Origin of the sequence: Sinorhizobium sp. BJ1 (assembly GCF_002531555.1) — a bacterium.
Lineage (GTDB): Bacteria > Pseudomonadota > Alphaproteobacteria > Rhizobiales > Rhizobiaceae > Sinorhizobium > Sinorhizobium fredii_B.
In genome coordinates this window covers 156,827-181,527 of sequence record NZ_NWTH01000003.1, presented here as the reverse complement: position 1 = coordinate 181,527, position 24,701 = coordinate 156,827, and the positions used below count along the sequence as shown (strand labels likewise).

Genomic DNA, 24,701 nt, shown 5'->3' with positions numbered 1-24,701 from the left:
ACGTTCCGCGTCACATCTGGAGTAAGTTGATGAGCTTGGTCGAAACGGTCCGCAACACGCTGGTCCCGGTGCACAAGGAAGGTTATCGCTTCATTGCGATCTTCTTCGTGGTTTCCCTGATCCTTGGTTTCCTTTGGGAGCCGCTGATGTGGATCGGCTTCCTCTTGACCGCCTGGTGCGCCTATTTCTTTCGCGATCCGGAGCGCATGACGCCGATCGACGACGATCTCGTCATCAGCCCGGCCGACGGACGCGTCTCGTCGATCGCCACCGTCGTTCCGCCGGAAGAACTGGGTCTCGGCTCGGAACCGATGCTGCGCATTTCCGTGTTCATGAATGTCTTCGATTGCCATGTGAACCGCGCGCCGATGAGCGGCACCGTCCGGCGCATCGCCTATCGGGCCGGCAGCTTCCTGAATGCCGAACTCGACAAGGCGAGCCTGGATAACGAACGCAACGGACTTGTTGTCGAAACGAGCCACGGCGCCGTCGGTGTCGTGCAGATCGCCGGCCTGGTGGCGCGACGCATCCTCTGCTGGACGACGGAGAACGCTTCGTTGGAAGGCGGCGAGCGCTTCGGTCTTATCCGGTTCGGCTCGCGCGTCGATGTGTTTCTGCCGGACGGCGCGCAGCCGCGCGTCAGTCTCGACCAGAAGGCCATTGCCGGCGAGACCGTGATCGCCGAATTCGGCTCGTCGAAGGGGCCGGTCATCAGCCGACGCGCGTGAGGAACGGTCATGGAAAATCCCCGGCAGGAAGATTCGGCTGAAGCGGCGATCGACACGAACGACGCGCATGAAAAGGCGCGTGGCCCACGGCTGCGGGAAATCCCGCTGCGCTTGATGGTCCCCAACACCATCACCGTTCTGGCGATTTGTGCCGGCCTATCCGGCATTCGCCTTGCGTTCGAGAATCGCTTCGAACTCGCCGTCGCAATGGTGTTGTTTGCAGCCTTTCTGGATGGCATCGACGGGCGCGTGGCGCGGCTGCTCAAGGCGACGTCGAGCTTCGGAGTCCAGATGGACTCGCTTGCCGATATCATCAATTTCGGCGTTGCCCCGGCCCTTGTCCTTTATGCCTTCCTGCTCGACCAGGCGCGCTCCGTCGGCTGGATCGCGGCGCTCATCTATGCGATCGCGGTCGGCTTGCGTCTCGCCCGCTTCAACGTCATGGCCGAGCGTCCCGTCAAGGCGGCCTGGCAGTCGGAATATTTCGTCGGCGTTCCGGCGCCGGCCGGCGCCATGCTGGTGCTGCTGCCGGTGTATATCGGTCTCCTCGGGCTAGCGCCCGGCAGGATCTTCGCCTTGATAGCGGCGGTCTATACCTTGCTGATCGCCTTCCTGCTGGTCAGCCGCCTGCCGGTCTGGTCCGGCAAATCCGAGAATCGCGTGCGTCGCGACCTGGTGCTCCCCGCCATCCTGATCGTCGTCCTCTATGTCGCAACGCTGATGACCTACACCTGGGAGACGATGGTCGTGACGGCAGTGGGCTATCTGCTTACGCTGCCTTTCGGCGCCCGCTCCTGGCAGCGGAAATATGGCGACTGGCCCGCCGGCCAGGGGGGCGACGGCCTACCGGGCGACAGCGACTGACTGCAAAAGCAGCACCAAGGAAAAAGCCACCGCGGATACCGCGATGGCTCTTTTTATGGGACAACCCGCAGAACCTGATTATTCCGGCATGCGGTAGTCGACGATCTTCTTTTCCCGGACGATGAAGAGCTTGCCGGTTTCGGTCTGTTCGGGACCAAGCAAGGGCATCAGCGCGGCCGCGACCTCGGAGGGATGAGGCACGGTGGCGGGATCCTCGCCCGGCACGGCCTGGGCGCGCATAGCGGTCCGCGTCGCACCCGGATCGACGCTGAGGATGCGCAGCGGCAGGCGTTGCGTCTCGTGCGCCCAAGTGCGCGCCAGCGCCTCGACAGCGGCCTTGGAGGCGGAGTAGGGCCCCCAGAAGGGTTTGCACTTGTGCGCAGCACTTGAGGAGAGGATGAGCGCGCGACCGGCGTCTGACTTGACAAGCAGCGGCTCGAGCGAGCGGATCAGGCGCCAGGTTGCGCTGACGTTGATCGTCATCACTTTTTCGAAGACCTTGGCCTCCACATGGCCGATCGGGGAGATGGTGCCGAGCACACCGGCATTGGCGACCAGGATGTCGAGCTTGCCCCAGCGTTCGTTGACGGCGCCGCCGAGCTTGTCGATTGCAGCCATGTCGGCAAGGTCGAAGGGGACGAGCGTCGCCGATCCGCCAACCGCCTTGATGGCGTCATCCAGTTCCTCAAGGCCGCCGACGGTACGGGCGCAGGCGATGACATGCGCGCCGGCCTTGGCGAGTTCGAGAGCGGTGAAGTAGCCGATACCGCGCGATGCGCCGGTGACGACGGCGATCCGGTCTTTCAGATTGGGCGTCATTGTGTTGTCTGGTTATCCGTTGCTGGCAAGAACCGAAAGTTTGCGGACGTTGCTCGCGCCTTCCTGGTCGAGCAGGCGCGTCGGATAATCGCCGGTGAAGTAATGATCGGTGAATTGGGGCGCCTGCGGATCGCGCGGAACGCCGCCGACGGCCCGGTAAAGACCGTCGATCGAAAGGAACTCGAGCGAATCCGCACCGATGAAGCGGCACATCGAGGCGAGATCGGCATGCTGGTTGGCGAGCAGCTTGTCGCGATCCGGCGTATCGATGCCGTAGAAATCCGGATGGAAGATCATCGGGCTCGCGACGCGGATATGCACTTCGCGTGCACCGGCCTCGCGGATCATCTGGACGATCTTGACCGACGTCGTCCCGCGCACGATCGAATCGTCGACGAGTACCACGCGCTTGTCTTTGATCATGGCGCGATTGGCCGAATGCTTCAGCTTGACGCCGAAGGCACGGATCTGCTGCGTCGGCTCGATGAAGGTCCGTCCGACATAGTGGTTGCGGATGATGCCGTATTCGAAGGGAATGCCGCTCTGCTGTGCGTAGCCAAGCGCGGCCGGAGTGCCGCCGTCGGGCACGGGAACGACAACATCCGCCTCGATGGGCGATTCCTTGGCGAGATTGACGCCCATGTTCTTGCGCGCCACATAGACGCTGCGACCGCCGACGACGGAATCGGGGCGGGCGAAGTAGACATATTCGAAGAGGCAGAGCCGTTCGGGCCGCGGTGATTCCGGTTTGCGCGCGTCGATCGCGATCGAGCCGTCCGGCTGGATTTCGCAAATGACCACTTCACCGTTCTCGATATCCCGGATGTACTTGGCGCCAATGATATCGAGCGCGCAGGTTTCCGAACAGAAGATCGGCTTGCCGTCGAGTTCGCCCATGACGAGCGGGCGGATACCCATCGGGTCGCGCGCGGCGATCAACTTGGTTCGCGTCATCGCCAGCATTGAATAGCCGCCTTCCATCTGGCGGATGGCGTCGATGAAGCGATCGGAGGAGGACGCCTGCTTGGAGCGGGCGATGAGGTGAAGGACGACTTCGGTATCCGAGGTCGACTGACAGATAGCGCCGTCGGCAATCAACTGGCGGCGGAGCGTCAGGCCATTGGTGAAGTTGCCGTTATGGGCGATAGCGATGCCGCCGACTTCGAGCTCGGCAAAAAGTGGCTGGACGTTGCGCAGTGCCACCTCGCCGGTCGTCGAGTAGCGCGTATGCCCGATGGAAACAAAGCCGGGCAGCTTCGCCAGTGTGGCGGGGTCGGTATAGTGGTCTCCGACGAGACCCATGCGCTTTTCGGTATAGAACTGCTTGCCGTCGAAGGTGACGATACCGGCCGCTTCCTGGCCGCGATGCTGGAGGGCGTGCAGCCCAAGTGCCGTCAGGGTGGCTGCATCCGGATGACCGAGTATGCCGAACACGCCGCACTCCTCGTGCAGGGTGTCGCCATCAATTTCGTCGTGGATTTCAGTGGATCTGAGATCGGTCATCACAGTCGCCTTTGCTCCGTGCCGGTGCGCATATCGTGATCAGGCTGCCAGACGTCAAGCAATTTTAGCCGAAATGACTGGCAAGCGTTATTCCAAATGGACAAAGCCCGCACAGCGGGCTTTGTTGCAAATTTCCTCGTTTCTTAGCCGTTCGTCGCCGGCGCATCCTCGGCGGGCGACTGATCGGTGGCGGCTGGCGGAGCATCGCTTTCGCCTTCGCCCGTCGCGTCCTTGCCGCGCAGGCGATCGAGAATGGTTGCGTCCGCCTCTTCCGGCAGCAGTGCGACGAGCTTGTCGCCGAGGTTGTCGAGCAGCGGCTTCGATTTCGCCTGGGTGACCCAGATCGGCTGCTGCGGCGGCGCCACCAGCCAGTTGAAGAACAGCATGGCGACGACGACGAGCAGGATGCCGCGCGCGGCACCGAAGAGGAAGCCAAGCGTGCGGTCGAGTGCGCCGATGCGGCTGTCGATGATGAAATCGGCGATCCGCATGGTGATGAAGGAAATGATGATCAGCGCCACCAGGAAGATCACGGCCGCCGAGCCGATCATCGCGACCGTGTCATTGGTGGTGTATTGCTTGGCATAGGGCAGCAGGTACGGATAGAGGAAGTAGGCCGCCGCCGCCGCGCCGACCCAGCTCGCGACCGAAAGCACCTCGCGCGAGAAGCCACGCACCATCGCGAGGATGGCCGAAAACAGTGCGACGCCGAGAACGATACCGTCGAGAATTGTAATGGGCATGTTGTCCTTACTCCGACCCCGTCTTGACTCGGGTCTTACAAAGCTTATCCGCCGCTGGCTCTGTCCGCACGCGCTCAGGCCGTCTTTCCACCGCTATCGCCATACCGCACCGGAGGTGCGCTTCGGTGGCTCGATGCTTCATTCCGCCTCGTCCGCCTGCTGCAGGGCATGTCGCGATTCCGCGATGCGCGCCACCAGATCCGGCAGGCTTTCCATCTCGCTCCACCGGCCATTGCCGTTCCTCGGCAGGTCGGCTGTTGCGGACGGCAATACGGCCTGGGAGAAACCGAGCTTCTCGGCTTCTTTGAGACGTTGAGCGGTATGCGAAACCGGCCGGACAGCGCCCGACAAGCTGACTTCGCCGAAATAGACGCAATCGGCCGGAAGAGCAAGCCCGGCAAGCGATGAAACCAGTGCGGACGCGACGGCAAGATCGGCCGCCGGTTCGGAAATCCGGTATCCGCCGGCGACATTCAGATAGATGTCGTGCTGGCCGAGCCGGATGCCGCAATGGGCCTCCAGCACGGCGAGGATCATCGACAGCCGCGCCGAATCCCAGCCGACGACCGCCCGCCGCGGCGTACCGAGCGAGGTCGGTGCGACCAGCGCCTGCACCTCGACGAGCAGCGGCCGGGTTCCTTCCATGCCGGCGAAGACGGCGGCACCGGGCGATTTCTCGTTGCGCTCCCCGAGGAAGAGCTCGGAGGGGTTGGCAACTTCGCGCAGGCCCCGGTCCGACATCTCGAAAACGCCGATTTCGTCGGTCGGCCCGAAGCGGTTCTTCACGGTCCGGAGGATGCGATAGTGATGGCCGCGGTCGCCCTCGAAATAGAGGACCGCGTCGACCATGTGCTCGACGACACGCGGACCGGCGATCTGCCCTTCCTTGGTGACATGGCCGACGAGCACCACGGCCGTGCCCGTCTGCTTGGCGAAGCGGATCATCGCCTGCACGCCGGTGCGCACCTGCGTTACCGTCCCGGGAGCGGAATCTGCGGTGTCGCTCCAGAGCGTCTGGATCGAATCGATGATCACCAGATCCGGGCGCTTGCCCTCCGAAAGGGTGGCCAGGATGTCTTCCACATTGGTCTCGGCCGCGAGAAGCACGTCGCTGTCGGCGGCGCCTAGCCGTTGCGCGCGAAGGCGCACCTGGGCCACCGCTTCTTCGCCCGATACGTAGATCACCCGATGCTTGCGGCGCGAAAGGGCTGCCGCCGCCTGCATCAGCACGGTCGATTTGCCGATGCCGGGATCTCCGCCGACGAGCAGCGCCGAGCCGCGTACGAAGCCGCCGCCCGTCGCGCGGTCGAGCTCGGAGATGCCCGTCTCAATGCGCGGCGCGTCCTCGATGTCGCCGGAAAGCGTCGTGAGCGCCACCGGCCGTCCCTTTTTCGGCGCCCGCGTCGGACCGCCGCCGATGCCGCCCGTCGGGTCCTCCTCGATGATCGTGTTCCACTCGCCGCATCCGTCGCATTTGCCGACCCACCGGGAGTGCAGGGTGCCGCAATTCTGGCAGACGAACTGGGTGCGCGTTTTCGCCATCGGGATCAGCTTTCGGCAAGTTGCAACAGGCAGGCCCGCCTGCCTCGGGAGAATCACTGTGAGCGGTCACATAATGACGTGGAATGCCGATTGAAAGGGTGAATTTCGACGCCGGCCAAACGACGCTCAGGCGCCGCCGGCATAGGTTCGGCAATAGCGGTGTCCGAGGCTCGTCAGCAACTCGTAGCCAATCGTGCCGCCGGCCCGCGCGACATCGTCGATGGCGACGTTGCGGCCGAAAAGCTCGATATAGTCGCCGGCCCGCACGGCCCGCTCCGGAAGGTCGGTGACATCGAACAGGCTGAGGTCCATCGTCACCCGGCCGACATGCGGGACCTTCCTGCCATGCAGGAAGCCAAAAGCTCCCGACGGCATTGCCTGCCTCAGCGTCACCCCGCCGCCCGACACTGAACGATGATAGCCGTCGGCATAGCCGATCGCGACGGTCGCGATGCGGCTGTCACGGGTGAATCGCGCCGAAGCGCCGTAGCTTGCCGTCCCGCCCGAGGGGACCGTGCGCAGTTGCAGAATGCGGGCTTCCGCGGTGACGACCGGCTTCATCGGATTGATGGCGTCGTTCACCGCCTCACCGCCATAGACCGCGATGCCGGGGCGGGTAAGGTCGAAATGGTAGTCCTCGCCGAGAAAAACGCCGCCGGAATTCGCAAGGCTTGCGGGCACGCCCTCGAAGGCTGCCGTCACCTCGCGAAAGCGCTGGAGCTGATAGAGATTCATCGGATGCTTCGGATCGTCGCCGCAAGCGAGATGACTCATCACCAATACGGGCGAAAAGCTCGCCGGGCGTGCGGGATCGTGAGCGAGCGCAATGGCCTCCTCGACGGATAGCCCCAAGCGGTTCATGCCGGTATCGACATGGAGAACGCAAGGATGCTCGCCCCGCTCGGAAAGCGTCGCCATGAAGACGGCAAGCTGCTCCTCCGAGTTGATGATCGGCACGAGGTCGTTGGCGAAGAAAAGTTCCTCATTGCCGGGCCACATGCCGGCGAGAATGTAGATTCGGGCATCGGGAAGAAGCGGGCGGAGCTCGGCGCCTTCCTCAGCATCGGCGACGAAGAAATCGCGCGCACCAGCCGCGCAGAGAGCCGGTGCCGCATGCGCGACGCCGATCCCATAGGCATTGGCCTTGAGGACGGCGGCGGCCGGGGCCTTGCCCGAGCGCTCGTTCATCGCCCGCCAATTGTCGGCGAGAGCCGTGAGGTCGATGGTAAGCCGGTTTGAGGCAGCGAGGAATTCGGGGCTGTGCATGGGCGAGCTCTTGCATGGGCGATACCTTGAGCAATACATCCATGCGCCCGATGCCGCAAACGGCTTCGGCACCGGGCTCCCCGATATGGTGAGCACTTTTATGCAAGACGAAAAATCGTGGCACCGTTAGGATTGGTCCGACGAGACCCACGATGGGCATCCGGGCAGTGACGGCTATCGCTACCGGATGATCTATCCGTCCGTCGAGCTCTTCGTCGAAGTTCTCGAGGATGTCACCGGCCGTCCCTTCCGCGGCACGCCCTGCTTTTTGCGGCAGTGGCAGACGGACACGGAGCTCGCAGCCGCCTTCCGACGGGCCCATCAGATGCTTGAAGGAAAAACGGGAGCGCTCGAGGCGGACGAAGGCATGTTCGGTTTCCTGGCGACGCTGTTTGAGCGGCACGGCAGCGCGATCATCGTTCCGGTCCGCACGCGCGAGAGTTCCGCGGTGCACCGCGCCCGCGACTATCTCCTCGAAAACTATTCAAGCGACATCGGGCTCGAAGAGCTTGCGAAAGTAGCCGGCCTCAGCCGCGCCCATCTGATCCGGGCTTTCCGCAAGGAGTTTCATATTACCCCACATGCCTTCCTGACCGACAAGCGGGTGCGCGAGGCAAGGACGCTCTTGCGTCGGGGGTGGTCGGCGGTCGATACGGCCTACCATTGCGGCTTCGCGGATCAGGCACACTTCACCCGCCATTTCAAGGCGCGCACCGGCGTGACGCCGGGGGCCTTCCGCGGCGGGTAAGTCGTTATCTTCATGCATGTCGTCATCCCAAAACCGCTGCAAACGTTTGGGCGTCAGGCATTAGGGCCCTGACGCTAGATCACTTTCGTTCAAGACCTGCCGCTGCGGTCCTTCTATGACTCTCCGCGAAACAAGGACGGAGATCGTAGACGTGAAAAGGGTAGGGATATCTCAGGAGTTTCTTGGCGGCATGAGGGCGATGGCGCCCTTGATCGTCGCCGTGATCCCGATCGGCCTGGTCTTCGGTGCCGTTGCCGCAAGCAAGGGCCTGAGCAGCCTCGAAGCGACGCTGATGAGCATCCTCGTCTTTGCCGGCGGGTCGCAGTTCGTCGCCATGGACATCTGGACGCATCCGGCCCCCTGGGGCGCGCTCGCCTTTTCTGCCCTGCTCGTCAACATCCGCCACGTGCTGATGAGCGCTTCGATCGGCACGAAGATGCCGGCTTTCTCCGGCCCGGCGAAATACGCCGCGATGCTGCTGCTCGCCGACGAAATCTGGGCGATGGCCGAGGTTCGTGCCGGCAAGACGCGGCTCACGCCCGCCTGGTATGCGGGCCTTGCCGTGCCGTTCTATTGTGTATGGGTTTTGGCGAGCCTCGCGGGCGCCGCCGCTGGCGCCTTCCTCGGTGACCCTAAGGCGATCGGCCTGGATTTCGCGTTTCCGGCCGTCTTCACCGTCCTGGTGATGGGATTCTGGAAAGGGCGAGAGACTGGCGCAGTGCTGGCCGCCAGCGCTGCGGCGGCGGTGCTTGCCCATCAGCTTCTGCCCGGCGTCTGGTACATCGCGGCCGGTGCCGCCGCCGGCGTCGCTGCAACGCTCGTCACAAGCCGACGTCAGGAGGCCTGCGCATGACGCTCGATCCGAATACCTTCCTCGCCATTGTCGCGATGGCCGCCGCCACGGTGCTGACTCGCATTGCTGGGCTTGTCCTCATCCGCTTCGTCGCCATCGGCCCACAGCAGAAGCGTGCCTTGGAGGCGATCCCGCCTGCCGTGCTGATGGCAGTCATCGCCCCGACGGCGCTCGTCACCGGGCCAGCCGAGACCCTCGCAACCCTTGCCACGGCATTCGCCGCAATGCGACTGCCGTTGCTCGCAGCGGTGGCGATCGGCGTCTTTGTCGTCGCCGTCGCCAGGGTGCTGATCGGGATGTGAAGATTGCTGTCGGGCGACGTCGACGCGCCCGGCTCAGTGCTCGTACTGGGTGAATGACGGATCGGCGAGGTCCGAGAAGCGCGTGAATTCCGACTGGAAGGCGAGCTTCACGGTGCCGGTCGGTCCGTGACGCTGCTTGGCGATGATCACATCGGCCGTCCCCTTCACCCGCTCCATCTGCATTTTCCACTCGTCGTATTTCGGATCGAGCTCGTCGCGCGGTTCCATGTTTTTCACATAGTATTCCTCGCGGAACACGAAGAGCACCACGTCGGCGTCCTGCTCGATCGAGCCCGATTCACGCAGGTCGGAGAGCTGCGGACGCTTGTCTTCGCGGCTTTCAACCGCGCGCGACAGCTGAGACAGCGCGATGATCGGTACGTTGAGTTCCTTGCCGAGCGCCTTGAGGCCGGTGGTGATCTCGGTGATCTCCTGCACGCGGTTTTCGCTCGATTTCTTCGAGCCGCTCATCAGCTGGACGTAGTCGACGACGAGCACGTCGAGACCGCGCTGGCGCTTCAGGCGGCGGGCACGCGCCGCCAGCTGCGCGATCGAGATGCCGCCGGTCTGGTCGATGAAAAGCGGCACCTTCTGCATCATCTGCGAGCAGGCGACGAGCTTCTCGAAATCGGCCTCCGAAATATCGCCGCGGCGGATCTTCGAGGACGACACTTCGGTCTGCTCGGAGATGATACGGGTGGCCAGCTGTTCGGACGACATTTCGAGCGAATAGAAGCCGACTACGCCGCCGTTCCTCGCCTTGAAGGAGCCGTCGGGCTGCACTTCCGGCTCGTAGGAGGCGGCGATGTTGTAAGCGATGTTGGTCGCAAGCGACGTCTTGCCCATGCCCGGACGCCCCGCGAGGATGATCAGGTCCGAGCGCTGCAGACCACCCATCTTGCCATCGAGTGAATGGATGCCGGTGGAGATGCCGGAGAGGTGCCCGTCGCGTTCGAAGGCCTGTCCGGCCATGTCGATGGCGAGCGCCACGGCGTCGTTGAAAGATTGAAAGCCGCCGTCGTAGCGGCCGGTCTCCGCGAGTTCGAAGAGGCGCCGTTCGGCGTCCTCGATCTGGTTCTGCGGCGGCATGTCGAGCGGCGCGTCAAAGGCGATGTTGACCATGTCCTCGCCGATGGTGATCAGCGAGCGGCGCAGCGCCAGGTCGTAGATCGCCCGGCCGTAATCCTCCGCGTTGATGATCGAAACGGCCTCCGCCGCAAGACGCGCGAGATATTGCGCGACCGTCAGATCGCCCACCTTGTCGTCGGCCTTGAGGAAGGTCTTGACCGTCACCGGGTTGGCGGTCTTGCCCATGCGGATGATCTCGCCGGCGACCTCGAAGATCTTGCGATGCAGCGGCTCGTAAAGATGCACCGGCTTGAGGAAGTCGGATACGCGGTAAAAGGCGTCGTTATTGACCAGGATGGCGCCGAGCAGCGCCTGTTCGGCTTCCAGGTTGTTCGGCGCCTCGCGATAATGCTGGTCCGCCTGATCCTTGAGCAAGGGAGCGAGCTTTCGCGCTGCGTCGTTCATGGTAAGTCCGTGTCCGCCTCTGAATTCCGTGAGCCAATCGGTTTGCTGCCTGCCCTCCGCCAAGTCTAGTGTAGCCGTGCAACAGTGCCGGAGGTTGTGGCTCCGTCGGTGTTTTTTTCGCGGTTGTTCACACTGATTCACAGGGGGCGCGGATAGACCCGAAACATGCCACGCCAGGGCATTGCGCTGAGGCCGAAGGCTGCCGCAAATCTATCTGATTCGTTTTCCCGCGTCGTCCGCCAATAGCCCCCGCTCCTTTCGTGGCGGCAAAAGAAAAGCCCGGATCGCGGGGATCCGGGCTTTTCGTTCACTCTGTCGCTGAAGCTTATTCTTCTTCGGACGCGAATTCGGCTTCCGGGTTGAAGAAGTCTTCCGGCTTCAGGGCGTCTTCGTCGACGCCGTAGATCGCCTCGGCGGAGGTCAGGCTTTCGCCCTTGGCCTGGCGCTCAGCCTCTTCGGCCGAACGGGCGACGTTGATCTGGATGACCACGTCGACTTCTCCGTGCAGGTGCAGCGTCACTTTGTGAACGCCAATCGCTTTGATCGGCTGGTTGAGGTTGACCTGGTTGCGGTTGATGTTGAAGCCTTCGGCAGCCAGCACGTCAACGATGTCGCGAGCGGCGACCGAGCCGTAAAGCTGGCCGGTTTCGCCGGCGGAGCGGACGATCACGAAGGACTTGCCGTCGAGCTTCTCGGCCACCTTCTGGGCTTCCGACTTGCGCTCGAGGTTGCGGGCTTCGAGCGTTGCGCGCTCGGATTCGAAACGGGCCTTGTTGCCCGCGTTGGCGCGCAGCGCCTTGCCGAGCGGCAGCAGGTAGTTACGGGCAAAGCCGTCGCGGACCTTTACGGTTTCGCCCATCTGGCCGAGCTTGGCGATGCGTTCGAGGAGAATGACTTCCATGTTGAATATCCTTTCAGTTTGGCATTGTTCGTTGGTTAGCTTTTTCCCGTCGGCGTGACCGCGATGGTGCGTCGCGTGTCGGTCAGTCCGGTCAGGAGGAAGAAGACCGCCGGGATCGTGAAGACGAGTACCGACAGATAGGCGATCCACAGCACGGGAAGCCGCCAGGACTTGCCGCGCGTGCGGAAATGGAAGGAAGCGAAGCCCGAGAGCAGGAACCCCGCCCCGAATGTCCCGCAGACGAGGGCGCCGATTGCCGCCGGCGCACCGCCCAGGAAGGTAAGGATCAGGCCGGCGAGGAAGACGAAGATGGCGTTGCGATGCATCCTGAGGGAAGAGGGGATGTCTTCGCGCGGCCGGACGGATCTTCCCGACATCTGCACGATCAGGGTCGCGACATAATAGGCGGCAAAGAGCATGACCACCCAGATCGCGCCCTGCACAAGCGGCAGGGCGAGCGTGAACATCGACTTGAGCTGGGCAATTGCGGCTGCGTCGGGACTATAGAGCGGTTCCTGCGCCTTCACCGCCTCGACGATGGTGTCGACCATCAGGTCGGAGACGCCTGAATCATATCCGACGATGGTGGCGACGATGACCATGCCGAGGGTAACGAGCCCGGCGAGGTGGCCGAGGATGTCGGAGAGCGGATACCAGGCGAGGGCCCCCTCGGGACCGCCGAGTTCCGGGGCCGGCCGCGCAAGATTGGCGAGGTGGCTGAGCCAGCCGGCCGGGACGAGCGTGACGACAAGGATGAGCAACGCAAAATAGGGCGAAATCAGGCCTGCCGCCGTCACGCCCGCCGCGATGATCGCGGTGATCGCGGCGGCATTGCCCCAACCGAGCCCGGCGATCAGGATCGGCAGTGCGGAAGCGGCATAGAGCACGATTGCAAGGGACGACTGCGTATTCGCGCCCATCGAAAGAAGGGCGGCGGTAATACCGGCAAGCGCGCCGGTGATCAGCGATGTCCTGTTCCAGGTCTGCACGTTCGCTGTCCTGCTCTAAACGCAGTTAGGGGCGCGCTCTTGCCTGCCCCAACATGGGATTTGGCGCTTTCCGCGCCGGTTCCGATCCGCGCCCACCGCGGAAGGGAGGCATCAAGGCGCTCACCCGAAGGAAGCGCCTCGACGCAGAGTCGGTTACCGTTGGGTCAGGTGACCAACGGAAAGTCAGCCTTACGATACGACGTAGGGCAGCAGGCCGAGGAAGCGTGCACGCTTGATCGCCTGGGCGAGTTCGCGCTGCTTCTTCTGGGAAACGGCCGTGATGCGGGAAGGAACGATCTTGCCGCGCTCGGAAATGTAGCGCTGCAAGAGGCGAACGTCCTTGTAGTCGATCCGCGGAGCGTTTGCGCCCGAGAAGGGGCAGGTCTTGCGGCGACGGTGGAACGGGCGGCGTACCGGAGCGGAAGAAACTTCAGCCATTGTCTTTATCTCCTAGGCTTCGGGTTACGCGCGGTCTTCGCGCGGGCGGCGCGGACGGTCGTCGCGGTCGCCACGGTCCGGACGCGGACCACGGTCGCCGAAACCACCACGGTCCGGACGGTCGCCGTCGCGGCGCGGACGATCGTCGCGATCGCGCTTCTGCATCATCGCGGACGGACCTTCCTCGTGCTTCTCGACGGCGATCGTCATGTAGCGCAGGACGTCTTCGTTGATGCGCATCTGGCGCTCGACTTCGTGGACTGCCGGTGCCGGAGCATCGATGTCCATGAGGACGTAGTGAGCCTTGCGGTTCTTCTTGATGCGGTAGGTGAGGGACTTCAGGCCCCAGTTCTCGACACGGCCGAGCTTGCCGCCGTTTGCTTCGATGACAGCCTTGTACTGTTCGACCAGGGCATCGACCTGCTGCGGCGTGATATCCTGCCGGGCGAGGAATACGTGTTCATAAAGAGCCATTGTGGCTTGCCTTTCTTGCGTTAATCAGCCCGGACCTTGGCGGCTAAGCCTCAACGACTGTTCTTATTGGCTGCAGAGAGCCGGCAAGAAAGTGTTGTATCGAGACGGTCGAGAGCGGAGACACGGGAGGCCGGAACAGCTAGTCGTTCCTGGCGGCCTCCGGGATGGAAGCCGGCCCTCCGTTCAGCCACCAGCCAGAAGACCGGGCGTTTCGAACAGCGCGCTTATACGGATTTTCGGGCGAAATGCAAGGCGCGATTGGAAGATCGTCCGCCGGCCCCCGAAGCGGGGAGATGCCCGCAGCGCCAAGTTGCGGAACAAACGCTGTTCTTCCTTGTTGGCCCGCAGTCGGGAAACTGCAGGAGAAGACAATGCACCATATCGATCCGAAGATGCAGGAGTGCATAGAAAACTGCCTGGCCTGCTACCGGGCCTGTCTTTCGACGGCAATGAGTCATTGTCTGGAGGCGGGCGGCAGGCACACGGAGCCACATCATTTCCGGCTGATGATGGCCTGCGCCGAGATTTGCCGGACCACAGCGCATTTCATGCTGATCGGAACGCCCCATCACCGGCACGTCTGCAGCGAATGCGCAGAGATTTGCAGCGAATGCGCGGCTGACTGCGAACGCATCGGCGACATGGCCGAATGCGTCGACGCCTGCCAGCGCTGCGCCATAAGCTGCCGTCAGATGGCAGCCTGAGGCGGCATTTGCAGCGTCCAGCGGAACGGCGCTCAGATCGGCGCCGGATAGAGTCGATGCAGACGCCGGATGCCGTTCAGCACGTCCTGCGGGAGCGCGATGTCAGCGGCGCTGATATCAGTCTTCAACTGCGGGATCGATGTTGCGCCGATGATGACGGAAGCCATGAAGGGGCGCGTCAGGCAAAAGGCGAGCGCCATCTGCGCAGGGTCGAGGCCATGCTCGCGCGCAAGCGCCACATAGGCGGCGACCGCCGGCTCCTGGTGCGGTGTGAAGCGGCCGCCGAGATCGCCGTTGATCGACAGGCGCGACCCGAGAGGTTTTGCTCCGTTGAGATATTTTCCTGTCAACAGGCCGGCCGCCAACGGCGAATAGGCAAGCAGCCCGACGTCTTCGTGATGCGACAGTTCGGCGAGATCGAGGTCGTAGGTGCGGTAAAGCAGATTGTACTCGTTCTGGATTGTCGCGACGCGCGGCAAGCTGTGCCTCTCCGACAGGTCGAGCATCTTCATCGCGCCCCAGGCGGTTTCGTTCGAAAGCCCGATGGCGCGGATCTTGCCGGCCTTCACGAGATCGCCGAGCTTGTCGAGAATGGCCGTCAGATCGGCGGCGACATGCTCTTTGTCCTGCCGCGACGGGTCGTAGGACCAGGCGTTGCGGAAGTGGTAGTGGCCCCGGTTGGGCCAGTGAAGCTGGTAGAGGTCGACATAGTCGGTCTTCAGCCGCTTGAGGCTGGCATCGAGGGCTTCTTCGATTCCCTCCGCTGTCATCGGTCCGCCGTTGCGGATATAGGGACGGCCGGAGCCGGCGACCTTGGTGGCAAGCACCACGTCGTCGCGCCGGCGACGCCCTGCCAGCCAGTCGCCGATGATGCGCTCGGTATTCCCGTAGGTTTCGGCCGACAGCGGCGTCGTCGGGTAAAGTTCGGCGGTGTCGATGAAGTTGACGCCCCGTTCGACTGCGTAGTCGAGCTGCCCGTGGGCTTCGATCGGCGTATTCTGGGAGCCCCAGGTCATGGTGCCGAGGCAGATTTCGGAAACCTGGATGCCGGTGCGGCCAAGCGTGTTGTAGCGCATGAAATGACGTTCCTTGTGCTGGCGAACGCGCGCCGGCGGGAGGAAAAGGCGCGCTGCCCTCGAATGGGGTGATGCCGCAACCTCGAGAATATCGAGCCGGTGCGGCCATGCGGGGCAAACTTAAGCGTTGGTTGACGAAGATCAAGGGCAAAAGCCCGCAACGAACGGGCCTGCGCGCTTGACTCGCCGTTCAGGAATGTGAATGGAGAGGAAAAGACGGGTGGAGTAAGAAAGTTGGCGGTCAGCGCCCGCATTCGCTCGGATACCAAGAGAGCAGATAGCGATGGGCCGAAAATCGCCGGTCGAGATCCAGGGAAGGGCACTCCTGATGAACATTGCATTCACGTTCCCCGGTCAGGGCAGCCAGGCTGTCGGCATGGGCAAGGACCTGGCCGAAGCGTTTCCGGAGGCCGCTGCCGTCTTCGCCGAGGTCGATGACGCGCTCGGCGAGAAGCTTTCCGACATCATGTGGAACGGACCGGAGGAAACCCTGACGCTCACGGCGAACGCCCAACCGGCGCTGATGGCGGTTTCCATGGCAGTGATCCGGGTGCTCGAATCGCAGGGGCTCGATCTCAGGAGCAAGATCTCCTTCGTCGCCGGTCATTCGCTCGGCGAGTATTCGGCGCTCTGTGCCGCCGGAACCTTTTCGCTCGGCGATACGGCTCGGCTGCTCCGCATTCGCGGCAATGCGATGCAGGCGGCCGTCCCGGTCGGCAAGGGTGCGATGGCCGCGATCATCGGCCTGGAACATGACGATGTCGAAGCGGTCTGTCGCGAAGCGTCGTCGCTCGGCGCCTGCCAGATCGCCAACGACAACGGCGGCGGACAGCTGGTGATCTCGGGCGAGAAGCAGGCGGTCGAAAAGGCCGCCGCACTCGCTTCGGAAAGGGGCGCCAAGCGCGCCCTGATGCTGCCGGTCTCGGCTCCCTTCCATTCCGCCCTGATGGCGCCTGCCGCTGAAGCCATGCGCGAAGCCCTTTCGACTGTCGAGAAGCGTGATCCGGTCGTGCCGGTCGTCGCGAACATCCTGGCCGCCCCGGTGAGCGACGCCGGCGAGATCGTCAGATTGCTCGTCGAGCAGGTGACTGGCCAGGTGCGCTGGCGCGAAACCGTTCAGTGGTTCGCCGCCAATGATGTGACGACTCTCTATGAGATCGGCTCGGGCAAGGTGCTGACCGGTCTCGCCCGGCGGATCGACAAGAACGTCAACGGCATTGCCGTCAATACGCCTGCCGATATAGACGCGGCGCTTGCCGCCCTTCTGGCCTGAACGCCCCAATCAAGCGCCCATTATTAAGGGAGAAATCCATGTTCGATCTTTCCGGCCGCAAGGCTCTCGTCACCGGCGCATCCGGCGGCATCGGCGAGGAAATCGCCCGCATGCTGCACGCCCAGGGGGCCATTGTCGGCCTCCACGGCACCCGCGTCGAGAAGCTCGAGGCACTTGCCAATACACTTGGCGAGCGCGTCCAGATCTTCCCGGCAAATCTTTCCGATCGTGCCGAAGTCAAGGCGCTCGGCGAGAAGGCGGAGACCGAACTCGGCGGCGTGGACATCCTCGTCAACAACGCCGGCATCACCAAGGACGGCCTTTTCGTCCGGATGAGCGACGATGACTGGGACAATGTCCTGGAGGTCAACCTGACGGCCGTCTTCCGGCTGACCCGTGAGCTGACGCATCCGATGATGCGCCGGCGCTTCGGCCGCATCGTCAACATCACCTCCGTCGTCGGCGTGACCGGCAATCCGGGCCAGGCCAACTACTGCGCGTCGAAGGCCGGCATGATCGGTTTCTCCAAGTCGCTCGCCCAGGAAATCGCCACCCGCAACGTCACCGTCAACTGCGTTGCCCCAGGCTTCATCGAAAGTGCGATGACGGGAAAGCTCAACGAGAAGCAGAAGGAAGGCATCATGGCGGCGATCCCGATGCGCCGGATGGGAAGCGGTGCCGAAGTCGCCTCCGCCGTCGCGTATCTCGCTTCCAGCGAAGCGGGATACGTCACCGGACAGACCATTCACGTCAATGGCGGCATGGCGATGATCTGACCTGCGGTTTTCGGCGGCCGGGTGATGCAACCCGCGACCTGCCGCCGGACGCTCGCGCAACGCCTTTGCGCGTGGATGCCAAATGCCTGAAATTCAATGTTGAGCAAGCGAATGTCGGGCATTTTCGGACTTTGCGGCAGACTTAAACCGTGTTAATCGGGCCATGACTGTGCGCAGTCGACCGGTCCGGCCAGGTGGTCCGGCAGCCTCTGCTGCCACGGGTTTCCGCGGTTTTCGGTTGAATGGATTGCTCGGTGGGCCATCTTGGTCTATCAGGCGTGAATGAGTACCGGCGCCAAAAATGGCGCCGCAGAGAAAACGAAGGTCGAGGAACTCCGACATGAGCGATATCGCAGAACGCGTGAAGAAAATTGTTATTGATCATCTTGGCGTCGATGCCGAAAAAGTGAGCGAAGGCGCAAGCTTCATCGATGACCTCGGCGCGGACTCGCTCGACACGGTCGAACTGGTCATGGCTTTCGAAGAGGAATTCGGCGTCGAGATCCCGGACGACGCGGCGGATTCGATCCTGACCGTCGGCGACGCCGTCAAGTTCATCGAGAAGGCCCAGGCCTAATCGTTGCTGCGGCCTCGAGGCCGCCGGCGGGCCGCAACTCGCGGCCCGTACAGCCCGGGGGATGTGGGCTGGCCCGCCTTAATTGCGGGTCGCGATCAGCAAAGCGCTCCCGCCTTTCCCTCTGATCGTCAAAGCTGCAAGGGATGCAGGGATCGGGCTCGTCGCATGCGTTCCGGTTCGGCTCCGGAATGGAACAATCAGGGTGGGTCACGGGCATGAGACGTGTCGTTATCACCGGTACCGGCATGGTATCTCCTTTGGGTTGCGGAACCGAGGTTAGCTGGTCGCGTCTTGTTGCCGGCGGCAACGCGGCGCGCCGGGTTACCGAGTTCGAGGTCGAGGACCTACCCGCCAAGATCGCCTGCCGCATCCCCTTCGGCGACGGTTCCGACGGTACATTCAATGCCGACGACTGGATGGAGCCCAAGGAGCAGCGCAAGGTCGACCCCTTCATCGTCTATGCGATGGCGGCCGCCGACATGGCGCTGGCGGACGCCGGCTGGAAGCCGGAAAGCGACGAGGACCAGATTGCAACCGGCGTGCTGATCGGCTCCGGCATCGGCGGCCTGGAAGGGATCGTCGAGGGCGGCTATACGCTCCGCGACAAGGGCCCGCGCCGGCTTTCGCCCTTCTTCATCCCCGGTCGCCTGATCAATCTTGCCTCCGGCCAGGTTTCGATCCGGCACAAGTTGCGCGGTCCGAACCACTCGGTTGTTACGGCCTGTTCGACCGGCGCGCACGCGATCGGCGACGCAAGCCGCCTGATCGCGCTCGGTGACGCCGACGTGATGGTGGCGGGCGGAACCGAATCGCCGATCTGCCGTATCTCGCTGGCGGGCTTTGCCGCCTGCAAGGCACTCTCGACGCAGCACAATGACAATCCGGAAAAGGCATCGCGTCCCTATGACGCCGATCGCGACGGCTTCGTCATGGGCGAGGGGGCCGGCATCGTCATTCTCGAGGAGCTTGAGCACGCAAAGGCGCGCGGCGCCAAGATCTACGCCGAAGTAGTCGGCTACGGCCTTTCCGGAGACGCCTTCCACATCACCGCTCCGTCGGAGGATGGTGACGGCGCCTATCGTTGCATGCAGATGGCGCTGAAGCGCGCTGGCCTGACGGCTGCCGACGTCGACTACATCAACGCGCACGGTACATCCACCATGGCCGATACGATCGAACTCGGTGCGGTCGAGCGACTGGTCGGCGACAGCGCCTCGAAGATCTCGATGTCTTCGACGAAATCGGCGATCGGTCATCTGCTCGGGGCCGCCGGCGCGGTCGAGGCGATTTTTTCGGCACTGGCAATTCGCGACAACGTCGCTCCGCCGACGCTCAATCTCGACAATCCGTCGGTCGAGTCGAAGATCGACCTCGTGCCGCACGTTGCCCGCAAGCGCGAAATCAACGTCGCCCTGTCGAATTCCTTCGGTTTCGGCGGCACCAATGCATCGCTGGTGCTCTGCCGCTACAAGGGCGACTGATACCGTGGGAGTGGCTCCGGCAGCGTGAGCGGAAAAGCCGGTCGCGCTTTCCATTAGCGCGTCGGAGCTTGATCCCGTTTTTTGCCGCAATGCTCGCTACAAGCTGTCGGCGGGAGATGCCGTGTCGGCGTCGCCCCGATTGGCTATGTTCGCGCAAGGCACATCTGACAATTGTAGAACACCTATTGCTCTGACACATTTGTGCACGTTTACGCTCGCCGTCGGTCTAAGCCGAAACCCGCACCGGCGACAGCTCGATTGAATTTGCGAGTTTCGGATTCGGGATAATCGTGAGCGACTCAAACGATAACAGCGCGGCACAGTTTGGCCGCAATGAAGCCGGGAGCAACGGGCCGATCATTCCGAAATCGGCCAGCGAGGCGCTGAGACCCGAGCGGGTGCCGGAGCCGCCCAAACGTTCCCGAAAGGCGCGCAGCCAGGCCGTCATCTTCCTCAATTTCCTGATGACCGTGGTCGTTTTCGTGGCGTTGGCGGCGGCGGGCGCCGTCTACTACGCGATGCATGCATATGAGAAACCCGGACCGCTGGAAGCAAACAGGAACTTCATCGTACGCAGCGGCGCCGGCATCATCGAAATTGCCGAGGGGCTGGAGCGCAACAACATCATCACCGACAGTCGCGTGTTCCGCTTCGTCTCCGAGGCCTATCTCGACAACGAGACGCTGAAGGCCGGCGAATACGAGATCAAGGCGCATGCGTCGATGCAGGAGATCATGGAACTCTTGAAGTCCGGCAAGTCGATCCTTTATGCCGTGTCTCTTCCGGAAGGACTGACCGTAAAGCAGATGTTCCGCAAGCTTGCGGACGACCCAGTGCTCGTCGGCGATCTGCCGACGGAACTGCCGGCCGAAGGCGCACTGAAGCCGGACACTTACAAATTCACACGCGGCACCAAGCGGGCGGAAATCGTCCAGCAAATGATTTCGGCGCAGAAGGCGCTGGTTGAGCAGATCTGGGAAAAACGTGATCCGGAGCTGCCGGTGACGTCGGTCGAAGAGTTCGTCACGCTCGCCTCCATCGTCGAGAAGGAGACTGGGCGCGCAGACGAGCGGCCGCGCGTGGCCTCCGTCTTCATCAACCGTTTGGAAAAGGGCATGCGCCTGCAGTCCGATCCGACGATCATCTACGGCATTTTCGGCGGGGAGGGGAAACCAGCCGACCGGGTGATCCTCAAGTCGGACCTCGACAAGGAAACTCCTTACAACACCTATCTCATCAAGGGGTTGCCGCCGACACCGATCGCAAATCCGGGCAGGGCGGCGCTGGAAGCGGTGGCAAATCCCTCGCGCACGCCTGAGCTTTATTTCGTCGCCGACGGCACAGGCGGTCACGTCTTTGCCGCGACGCTCGACGAGCACAATGCGAATGTGCGGCGATGGCGGAAGCTCGAGGCCGAAAAGGCGGCCGAGGCGGCAAAGGCGGCTGCGGATGCAGCCACGGCTCCGCCCGAGGCGCAATAAAGACAGGCTGCATTGTGGACGATTGGGGGACGGCGCGGATATCCCTTGCGGGATGCCGCGCCGTCGCCCTATTGCTTCTGCAACGACAGCGCCGCGCGTCGGTTCCGGCGCACAAAGGTCGCTGTGGCACCTAAAACCGCTGGATGTTCCCCAAATCGGCTCCGATTTAAGAAACATCCCGCAGCGAATGGAGGAAAGCATGCCGCTCCAATCGATGACCGGCTTTGCCAGGAGAGAGGGGAGCAGCGGCCGCTATCGCTGGACTTGGGAATTGCGCTCGGTCAACGGAAAAGGGCTCGATGTGCGGCTGCGCCTGCCGCAGGGGTTGGAGCGTTTCGAGCCCGACTGTCGTCGTCTTGCCCCACAGTATTTCTCTCGCGGCAACCTGCAGATCGCGCTGTCGGTGAGCGGCGGCGAGACGGCCGTCGAAGCGGTGGTCAACCGGGGTGCCTTGGATGCGGTCCTGAAACTGCGCGAGCAACTGGGCGATCTCGTCGACGCGGCGCCGCTCAGCTTCGATACGCTTCTGTCGCTGCGCGGCATCATCGATTTTCGTGAGCCGGAGGAAAGCGAGAGCGAGCGCGCCGCACGCGACGCCGATATCGTCAAGGGACTGGAATCGTCGCTCGCAGACCTCGCCGTCATGCGCGAGGACGAGGGAGCTGCGCTCGAAAAGGTTTTGCTGGCGCAGGTGGGCCGCATCGAAGAGCTGACGGCGACGGTAGAGAACGACCCGTCACGGAGCCCTTCCGCGATCGCCGCACGATTGGCACAGCAGGTCGCGCTGATCATGGACAACGCGACGTCCATCGACCGCGAAAGATTGCATGCAGAGGTCGCGCTGCTTGCGACCAAGGCTGACCTCAGGGAAGAGATCGACCGGCTCCGTTCGCACATCGCCGCCGCCCGCGAACTCTTGACGAAGGGCGGACCGGTTGGACGCAAGCTCGACTTTCTTGCACAGGAATTTAACCGGGAATCGAATACGATCTGCTCGAAGTCGAACGCCGCCGCCGTCTCGGCCGCGGGCATCGAATTGAAGGTTGTGATCGACCAGTTCCGCGAACAGGTTCAGAATCTGGAGTAAGACATGAAATCGGCGACTGCCTCGCCCATCAGGATCGCCCGTCGCGGTTTGATGCTTGTGATCTCGTCGCCTTCGGGTGCCGGCAAATCGACGATCGCGCGCAATCTCCTCGAAGCCGATCCGGAACTGAGCATCTCGGTGAGCGTGACGACGCGCGCCCGGCGCCCGAGCGAGATCGAGGGGCGGCATTACTACTTCAAGACCGTCCGCGAATTCGAAGCCTTGAGGGCGACGGACTCGCTTCTCGAATGGGCCGAGGTGCACGGTAATTTTTACGGAACACCGCGCGACGCCGTCGAAACCGCTATGGCCGAAGGGCGCGATATGCTCTTCGATATCGACTGGCAAGGTGCGCAGCAATTGCAGGAAAAGATGGCGGGCGACGTCGTCTCGATCTTCATCCTGCCGCCGTCCATGGCCGAGCTGCAGTCCCGCCTGCATCGGCGCGCCGAAGACACCGAAGAAGTGATCGCCACCCGGCTTGCCAACTCACGCGCCGAGATCGAGCACTGGCGGGAATACGACTATATTGTCGTCAACGACGATCTGGACCGTGCCTTTTCTTCGGTCCGCTCGATCATCGAAGCGGAGCGCCTGCGCCGCGACCGGCGACCCGGGCTGTTCGAATTCGTCAACGGTCTTCTGACGGAGAATCCGTTCTAGTCCCCGGCCTTTGCGCCAGCTCAGAGGCAATTGGCCAACCGGCAGAACTCTTCCACCGTCAGCGTCTCGGCCCGGCGTTGCGGGTCGATGCCGGCTTTGCCAAGCAGCGCTTCGCCACCGAGCGGCTTGAGGCTTTGACGTAGCATCTTGCGGCGCTGGCCAAAGGCTGCCTGCGTGACCTTCTCGAGCGCCGAGGCGGCGCATGGGATCGGATTGTCGATCGGCTCGAGATGCACGACCGTGGAGGTGACCTTCGGCGGCGGCGTGAAGGCCTGTGCTGGAACATCGAAGGCCAGGTGTGCATTGGTCCTCCAGCCGCAGAGGACGCCGAGGCGGCCGTAATGATCGTCGTCGGCGCTCGCCACGATCCGCAAGCCGACTTCCCGCTGGAACATCAGCGTCATCGACTCCCAGAAGGGCGGCCAGCGCCCCGGCAGCAGCCAATTGACGAGAAGCTGTGTGCCGACATTGTAGGGCAGATTGGCGATGATACGCACCGGACCCTCGGCGAGGGTCTCGAAATCGACCTTCAGGGCATCGCCCTCGACGACATCGAGCCGGCCAGGATAATGGGTGCTGATTTCGGCAAGCGCCGGAAGGCAGCGCGGGTCGCGTTCGATTGCCACGACCTTCTTGGCGCCGAGTGCCAAGATCGCGCGCGTCAGCCCTCCCGGGCCCGGACCGACCTCAATGACGGTGACGTCATCGAGAGGGCCGGCCGTGCGTGCGATCTTCTGCGTGAGGTTGAGATCGAGCAGGAAATTCTGCCCGAGCGCCTTCTTCGCATCCAGTCCGTGGCGCTGGATGACGTCGCGAAGCGGCGGCAGGCCGTCGAGTGCTGCCATCAGCCCTGCGCCTTCCCGGCATTGGCTGCAAGCTCCGCGGCAAGCCGCAGCGCCGCCTGCAGGCTGTCCTCTCGGGCAATGCCCCTGCCGGCAATCGCGAAGGCGGTGCCGTGGTCCGGCGAGGTTCTGATGAAAGGCAGGCCAAGCGTCACATTGACACTGTCATCGAAGCCGAGTGCCTTGGCCGGGATCAGGGCCTGGTCGTGATACATGCAGATCGCGACGTCGTAGGTCTCCCTTGCCCGATCATGGAACATCGTGTCGGCCGGAAGCGGTCCGACAACGTTGAGACCTTCGGCGCGAAGGCGGTCGATGACCGGGCGGATGACCGCATCGTCTTCGAGACCGAGCGCACCGCCTTCGCCCGCATGTGGATTGAGACCGGCGATGGCGAGGCGTGGCGCCGCCAGCCCGAAGCGGCTCTTCAGATCGGCGGCGGTTATCGTGCAGGTCCGGTAGATCAGATCCTGCGTCAGCGCCGCGGGAACATCCTTGAGCGGAATATGGATGGTTACGGGAACGGCGCGCAGCTTCGGTCCCGCCAGCATCATCACCGGCGGGGCGGAGGTCCCGGTCGCCTTCTCCGCCAGATCGGCGAGATATTCCGTATGACCGGGGAAACGAAAACCCGCCTCGTAAAGCACGGCCTTGGCGATCGGATTGGTCGTCACGCCTGACGCTTCACCGGCCATAACAAGCCGGACGGCGGTATCGATCGCGCCGGTGACGGCGGCGGCATTCTCCGCGCTTGGCCGACCGGCGACAACGCGAGCGGGACAACGGATCGGCAGGACCGGCAGGGCATTCGCGAAGACGGCGGCCGCGTTGAGGCAATCGGTCTCCTCGATCCGCACCGTCTGCGCGAGCGCCTGGGCGCGTGCCGATAGCACTGACGGGTCGCCAATGAAGAGGAAAGGCGCAGTCGCCTGCGCCTGCCGCCTTGCCCAAACGGCAAGGGTGATGTCCGGGCCAATACCGGCCGGGTCGCCCATCGTCAGGGCAATCGGCCTGCCGCTCGTGTCGCTCATGGTAGCC

25 protein-coding genes and 1 pseudogene are annotated in these 24,701 nt (G+C 63.3%); 13 read left to right on the top strand and 13 right to left on the bottom strand.

Translation table 11 applies throughout. The features are described from left to right. Positions 1–29 precede the first annotated feature (29 nt). Both CO676_RS04185 and CO676_RS04180 read left to right on the top strand, forming a co-directional pair. Positions 30–728, top strand: a complete 699-nt coding sequence (locus tag CO676_RS04185) for a phosphatidylserine decarboxylase (protein WP_097519739.1) — start codon at positions 30–32, stop codon at positions 726–728. A 9-nt stretch (positions 729–737) separates the two neighbouring features. Continuing rightward, the gene (locus tag CO676_RS04180; RefSeq protein ID WP_014761628.1) at positions 738–1,592 is read left to right on the top strand and encodes a phosphatidylcholine/phosphatidylserine synthase; all 855 of its coding nucleotides are present in this window, start codon (positions 738–740) and stop codon (positions 1,590–1,592) included. Positions 1,593–1,670: 78 nt separating this feature from the next. Here CO676_RS04180 and CO676_RS04175 read toward each other — a convergent pair whose 3' ends face one another. The 5 genes from CO676_RS04175 to alr all read right to left on the bottom strand — a co-directional run bounded on the left by CO676_RS04175 (position 1,671) and on the right by alr (position 7,465). After that, positions 1,671–2,411, bottom strand: a complete 741-nt coding sequence (locus CO676_RS04175) for an SDR family NAD(P)-dependent oxidoreductase (RefSeq protein WP_097519738.1) — start codon at positions 2,409–2,411, stop codon at positions 1,671–1,673. A gap of 12 nt (positions 2,412–2,423) precedes the next feature. Next, entirely contained in the window at positions 2,424–3,914 is a 1,491-nt protein-coding gene (gene purF, locus CO676_RS04170) for an amidophosphoribosyltransferase (RefSeq protein WP_041413903.1), read from the bottom strand. A gap of 143 nt (positions 3,915–4,057) precedes the next feature. Then, positions 4,058–4,657 carry a CvpA family protein gene (locus tag CO676_RS04165; RefSeq protein WP_014761631.1) on the bottom strand — a complete coding sequence of 200 codons (600 nt, stop codon included), beginning with the start codon at positions 4,655–4,657 and terminating at the stop codon, positions 4,058–4,060. Between the two features lie 138 nt (positions 4,658–4,795). Beyond that, positions 4,796–6,199: a DNA repair protein RadA gene (radA, locus tag CO676_RS04160; protein ID WP_097519737.1), complete on the bottom strand. Its 1,404-nt coding sequence runs from the start codon at positions 6,197–6,199 to the stop codon at positions 4,796–4,798. A 126-nt stretch (positions 6,200–6,325) separates the two neighbouring features. After that, a complete protein-coding gene (gene alr / locus CO676_RS04155) occupies positions 6,326–7,465 on the bottom strand; it encodes an alanine racemase (protein WP_097519736.1) in 1,140 nt (379 codons plus the stop codon). A gap of 139 nt (positions 7,466–7,604) precedes the next feature. On the opposite strand from alr, the pseudogene CO676_RS04150 reads away from it, so the two are divergent. The 3 genes and pseudogenes from CO676_RS04150 to CO676_RS04140 all read left to right on the top strand — a co-directional run. Beyond that, positions 7,605–8,213, top strand: a pseudogene (locus tag CO676_RS04150) (AraC family transcriptional regulator); the annotation flags it as partial. Positions 8,214–8,412: 199 nt separating this feature from the next. Beyond that, complete coding sequence (locus CO676_RS04145) at positions 8,413–9,066, top strand: AzlC family ABC transporter permease (RefSeq protein ID WP_048657448.1); 654 nt, start codon at positions 8,413–8,415, stop codon at positions 9,064–9,066. After that, positions 9,063–9,368: an AzlD family protein gene (locus tag CO676_RS04140; RefSeq protein ID WP_014761637.1), complete on the top strand. Its 306-nt coding sequence runs from the start codon at positions 9,063–9,065 to the stop codon at positions 9,366–9,368. Before CO676_RS04145 ends, CO676_RS04140 begins: the two co-directional genes overlap by 4 nt. A 33-nt stretch (positions 9,369–9,401) precedes the next feature. Here the strand turns inward: CO676_RS04140 and CO676_RS04135 are convergent, their stop codons facing one another. The 5 genes from CO676_RS04135 to rpsF all read right to left on the bottom strand — a co-directional run bounded on the left by CO676_RS04135 (position 9,402) and on the right by rpsF (position 13,703). Next, positions 9,402–10,901 carry a replicative DNA helicase gene (locus CO676_RS04135; protein WP_014761638.1) on the bottom strand — a complete coding sequence of 500 codons (1,500 nt, stop codon included), beginning with the start codon at positions 10,899–10,901 and terminating at the stop codon, positions 9,402–9,404. A gap of 325 nt (positions 10,902–11,226) precedes the next feature. Further along, on the bottom strand, positions 11,227–11,802 hold the full coding sequence (rplI, locus tag CO676_RS04130; RefSeq protein ID WP_014761639.1) for a 50S ribosomal protein L9: 576 nt from the start codon (positions 11,800–11,802) through the stop codon (positions 11,227–11,229). Between the two features lie 35 nt (positions 11,803–11,837). Continuing rightward, entirely contained in the window at positions 11,838–12,791 is a 954-nt protein-coding gene (locus CO676_RS04125; protein ID WP_014761640.1) for a membrane protein, read from the bottom strand. Between the two features lie 189 nt (positions 12,792–12,980). Next, positions 12,981–13,229 (bottom strand): 30S ribosomal protein S18, encoded by a 249-nt coding sequence (rpsR, locus tag CO676_RS04120; protein ID WP_012707461.1) that lies wholly within the window; start codon positions 13,227–13,229, stop codon positions 12,981–12,983. Between the two features lie 24 nt (positions 13,230–13,253). After that, positions 13,254–13,703 (bottom strand): 30S ribosomal protein S6, encoded by a 450-nt coding sequence (gene rpsF, locus CO676_RS04115; protein ID WP_097519735.1) that lies wholly within the window; start codon positions 13,701–13,703, stop codon positions 13,254–13,256. A 371-nt stretch (positions 13,704–14,074) separates the two neighbouring features. On the opposite strand from rpsF, the gene CO676_RS04110 reads away from it, so the two are divergent. Then, entirely contained in the window at positions 14,075–14,407 is a 333-nt protein-coding gene (locus CO676_RS04110) for a four-helix bundle copper-binding protein (protein WP_014761642.1), read from the top strand. 32 nt (positions 14,408–14,439) lie between these two features. Here CO676_RS04110 and CO676_RS04105 read toward each other — a convergent pair whose 3' ends face one another. After that, entirely contained in the window at positions 14,440–15,483 is a 1,044-nt protein-coding gene (locus tag CO676_RS04105; RefSeq protein WP_014761643.1) for an aldo/keto reductase, read from the bottom strand. Positions 15,484–15,811: 328 nt separating this feature from the next. On the opposite strand from CO676_RS04105, the gene fabD reads away from it, so the two are divergent. The 7 genes from fabD to gmk all read left to right on the top strand — a co-directional run bounded on the left by fabD (position 15,812) and on the right by gmk (position 22,821). Next, complete coding sequence (fabD, locus tag CO676_RS04100; protein ID WP_041414947.1) at positions 15,812–16,756, top strand: ACP S-malonyltransferase; 945 nt, start codon at positions 15,812–15,814, stop codon at positions 16,754–16,756. 38 nt (positions 16,757–16,794) lie between these two features. Next, positions 16,795–17,532: a 3-oxoacyl-[acyl-carrier-protein] reductase gene (gene fabG, locus CO676_RS04095; RefSeq protein WP_014761645.1), complete on the top strand. Its 738-nt coding sequence runs from the start codon at positions 16,795–16,797 to the stop codon at positions 17,530–17,532. 340 nt (positions 17,533–17,872) lie between these two features. Then, a complete protein-coding gene (locus tag CO676_RS04090; protein ID WP_003531676.1) occupies positions 17,873–18,109 on the top strand; it encodes an acyl carrier protein in 237 nt (78 codons plus the stop codon). A gap of 215 nt (positions 18,110–18,324) precedes the next feature. Continuing rightward, on the top strand, positions 18,325–19,590 hold the full coding sequence (gene fabF / locus CO676_RS04085) for a beta-ketoacyl-ACP synthase II (protein ID WP_014761646.1): 1,266 nt from the start codon (positions 18,325–18,327) through the stop codon (positions 19,588–19,590). A gap of 290 nt (positions 19,591–19,880) precedes the next feature. Next, positions 19,881–21,071 (top strand): endolytic transglycosylase MltG, encoded by a 1,191-nt coding sequence (gene mltG, locus CO676_RS04080; RefSeq protein WP_097519734.1) that lies wholly within the window; start codon positions 19,881–19,883, stop codon positions 21,069–21,071. Between the two features lie 199 nt (positions 21,072–21,270). Continuing rightward, positions 21,271–22,158 (top strand): YicC/YloC family endoribonuclease, encoded by an 888-nt coding sequence (locus tag CO676_RS04075; RefSeq protein WP_041413906.1) that lies wholly within the window; start codon positions 21,271–21,273, stop codon positions 22,156–22,158. 3 nt (positions 22,159–22,161) lie between these two features. Continuing rightward, the gene (gene gmk, locus CO676_RS04070) at positions 22,162–22,821 is read left to right on the top strand and encodes a guanylate kinase (protein WP_014761649.1); all 660 of its coding nucleotides are present in this window, start codon (positions 22,162–22,164) and stop codon (positions 22,819–22,821) included. A gap of 20 nt (positions 22,822–22,841) precedes the next feature. Here gmk and rsmA read toward each other — a convergent pair whose 3' ends face one another. Continuing rightward, positions 22,842–23,666: a 16S rRNA (adenine(1518)-N(6)/adenine(1519)-N(6))-dimethyltransferase RsmA gene (rsmA, locus tag CO676_RS04065; RefSeq protein WP_097519733.1), complete on the bottom strand. Its 825-nt coding sequence runs from the start codon at positions 23,664–23,666 to the stop codon at positions 22,842–22,844. Beyond that, on the bottom strand, positions 23,666–24,694 hold the full coding sequence (gene pdxA, locus CO676_RS04060) for a 4-hydroxythreonine-4-phosphate dehydrogenase PdxA (RefSeq protein ID WP_014761651.1): 1,029 nt from the start codon (positions 24,692–24,694) through the stop codon (positions 23,666–23,668). Before pdxA ends, rsmA begins: the two co-directional genes overlap by 1 nt. Positions 24,695–24,701: the final 7 nt, after the last annotated feature.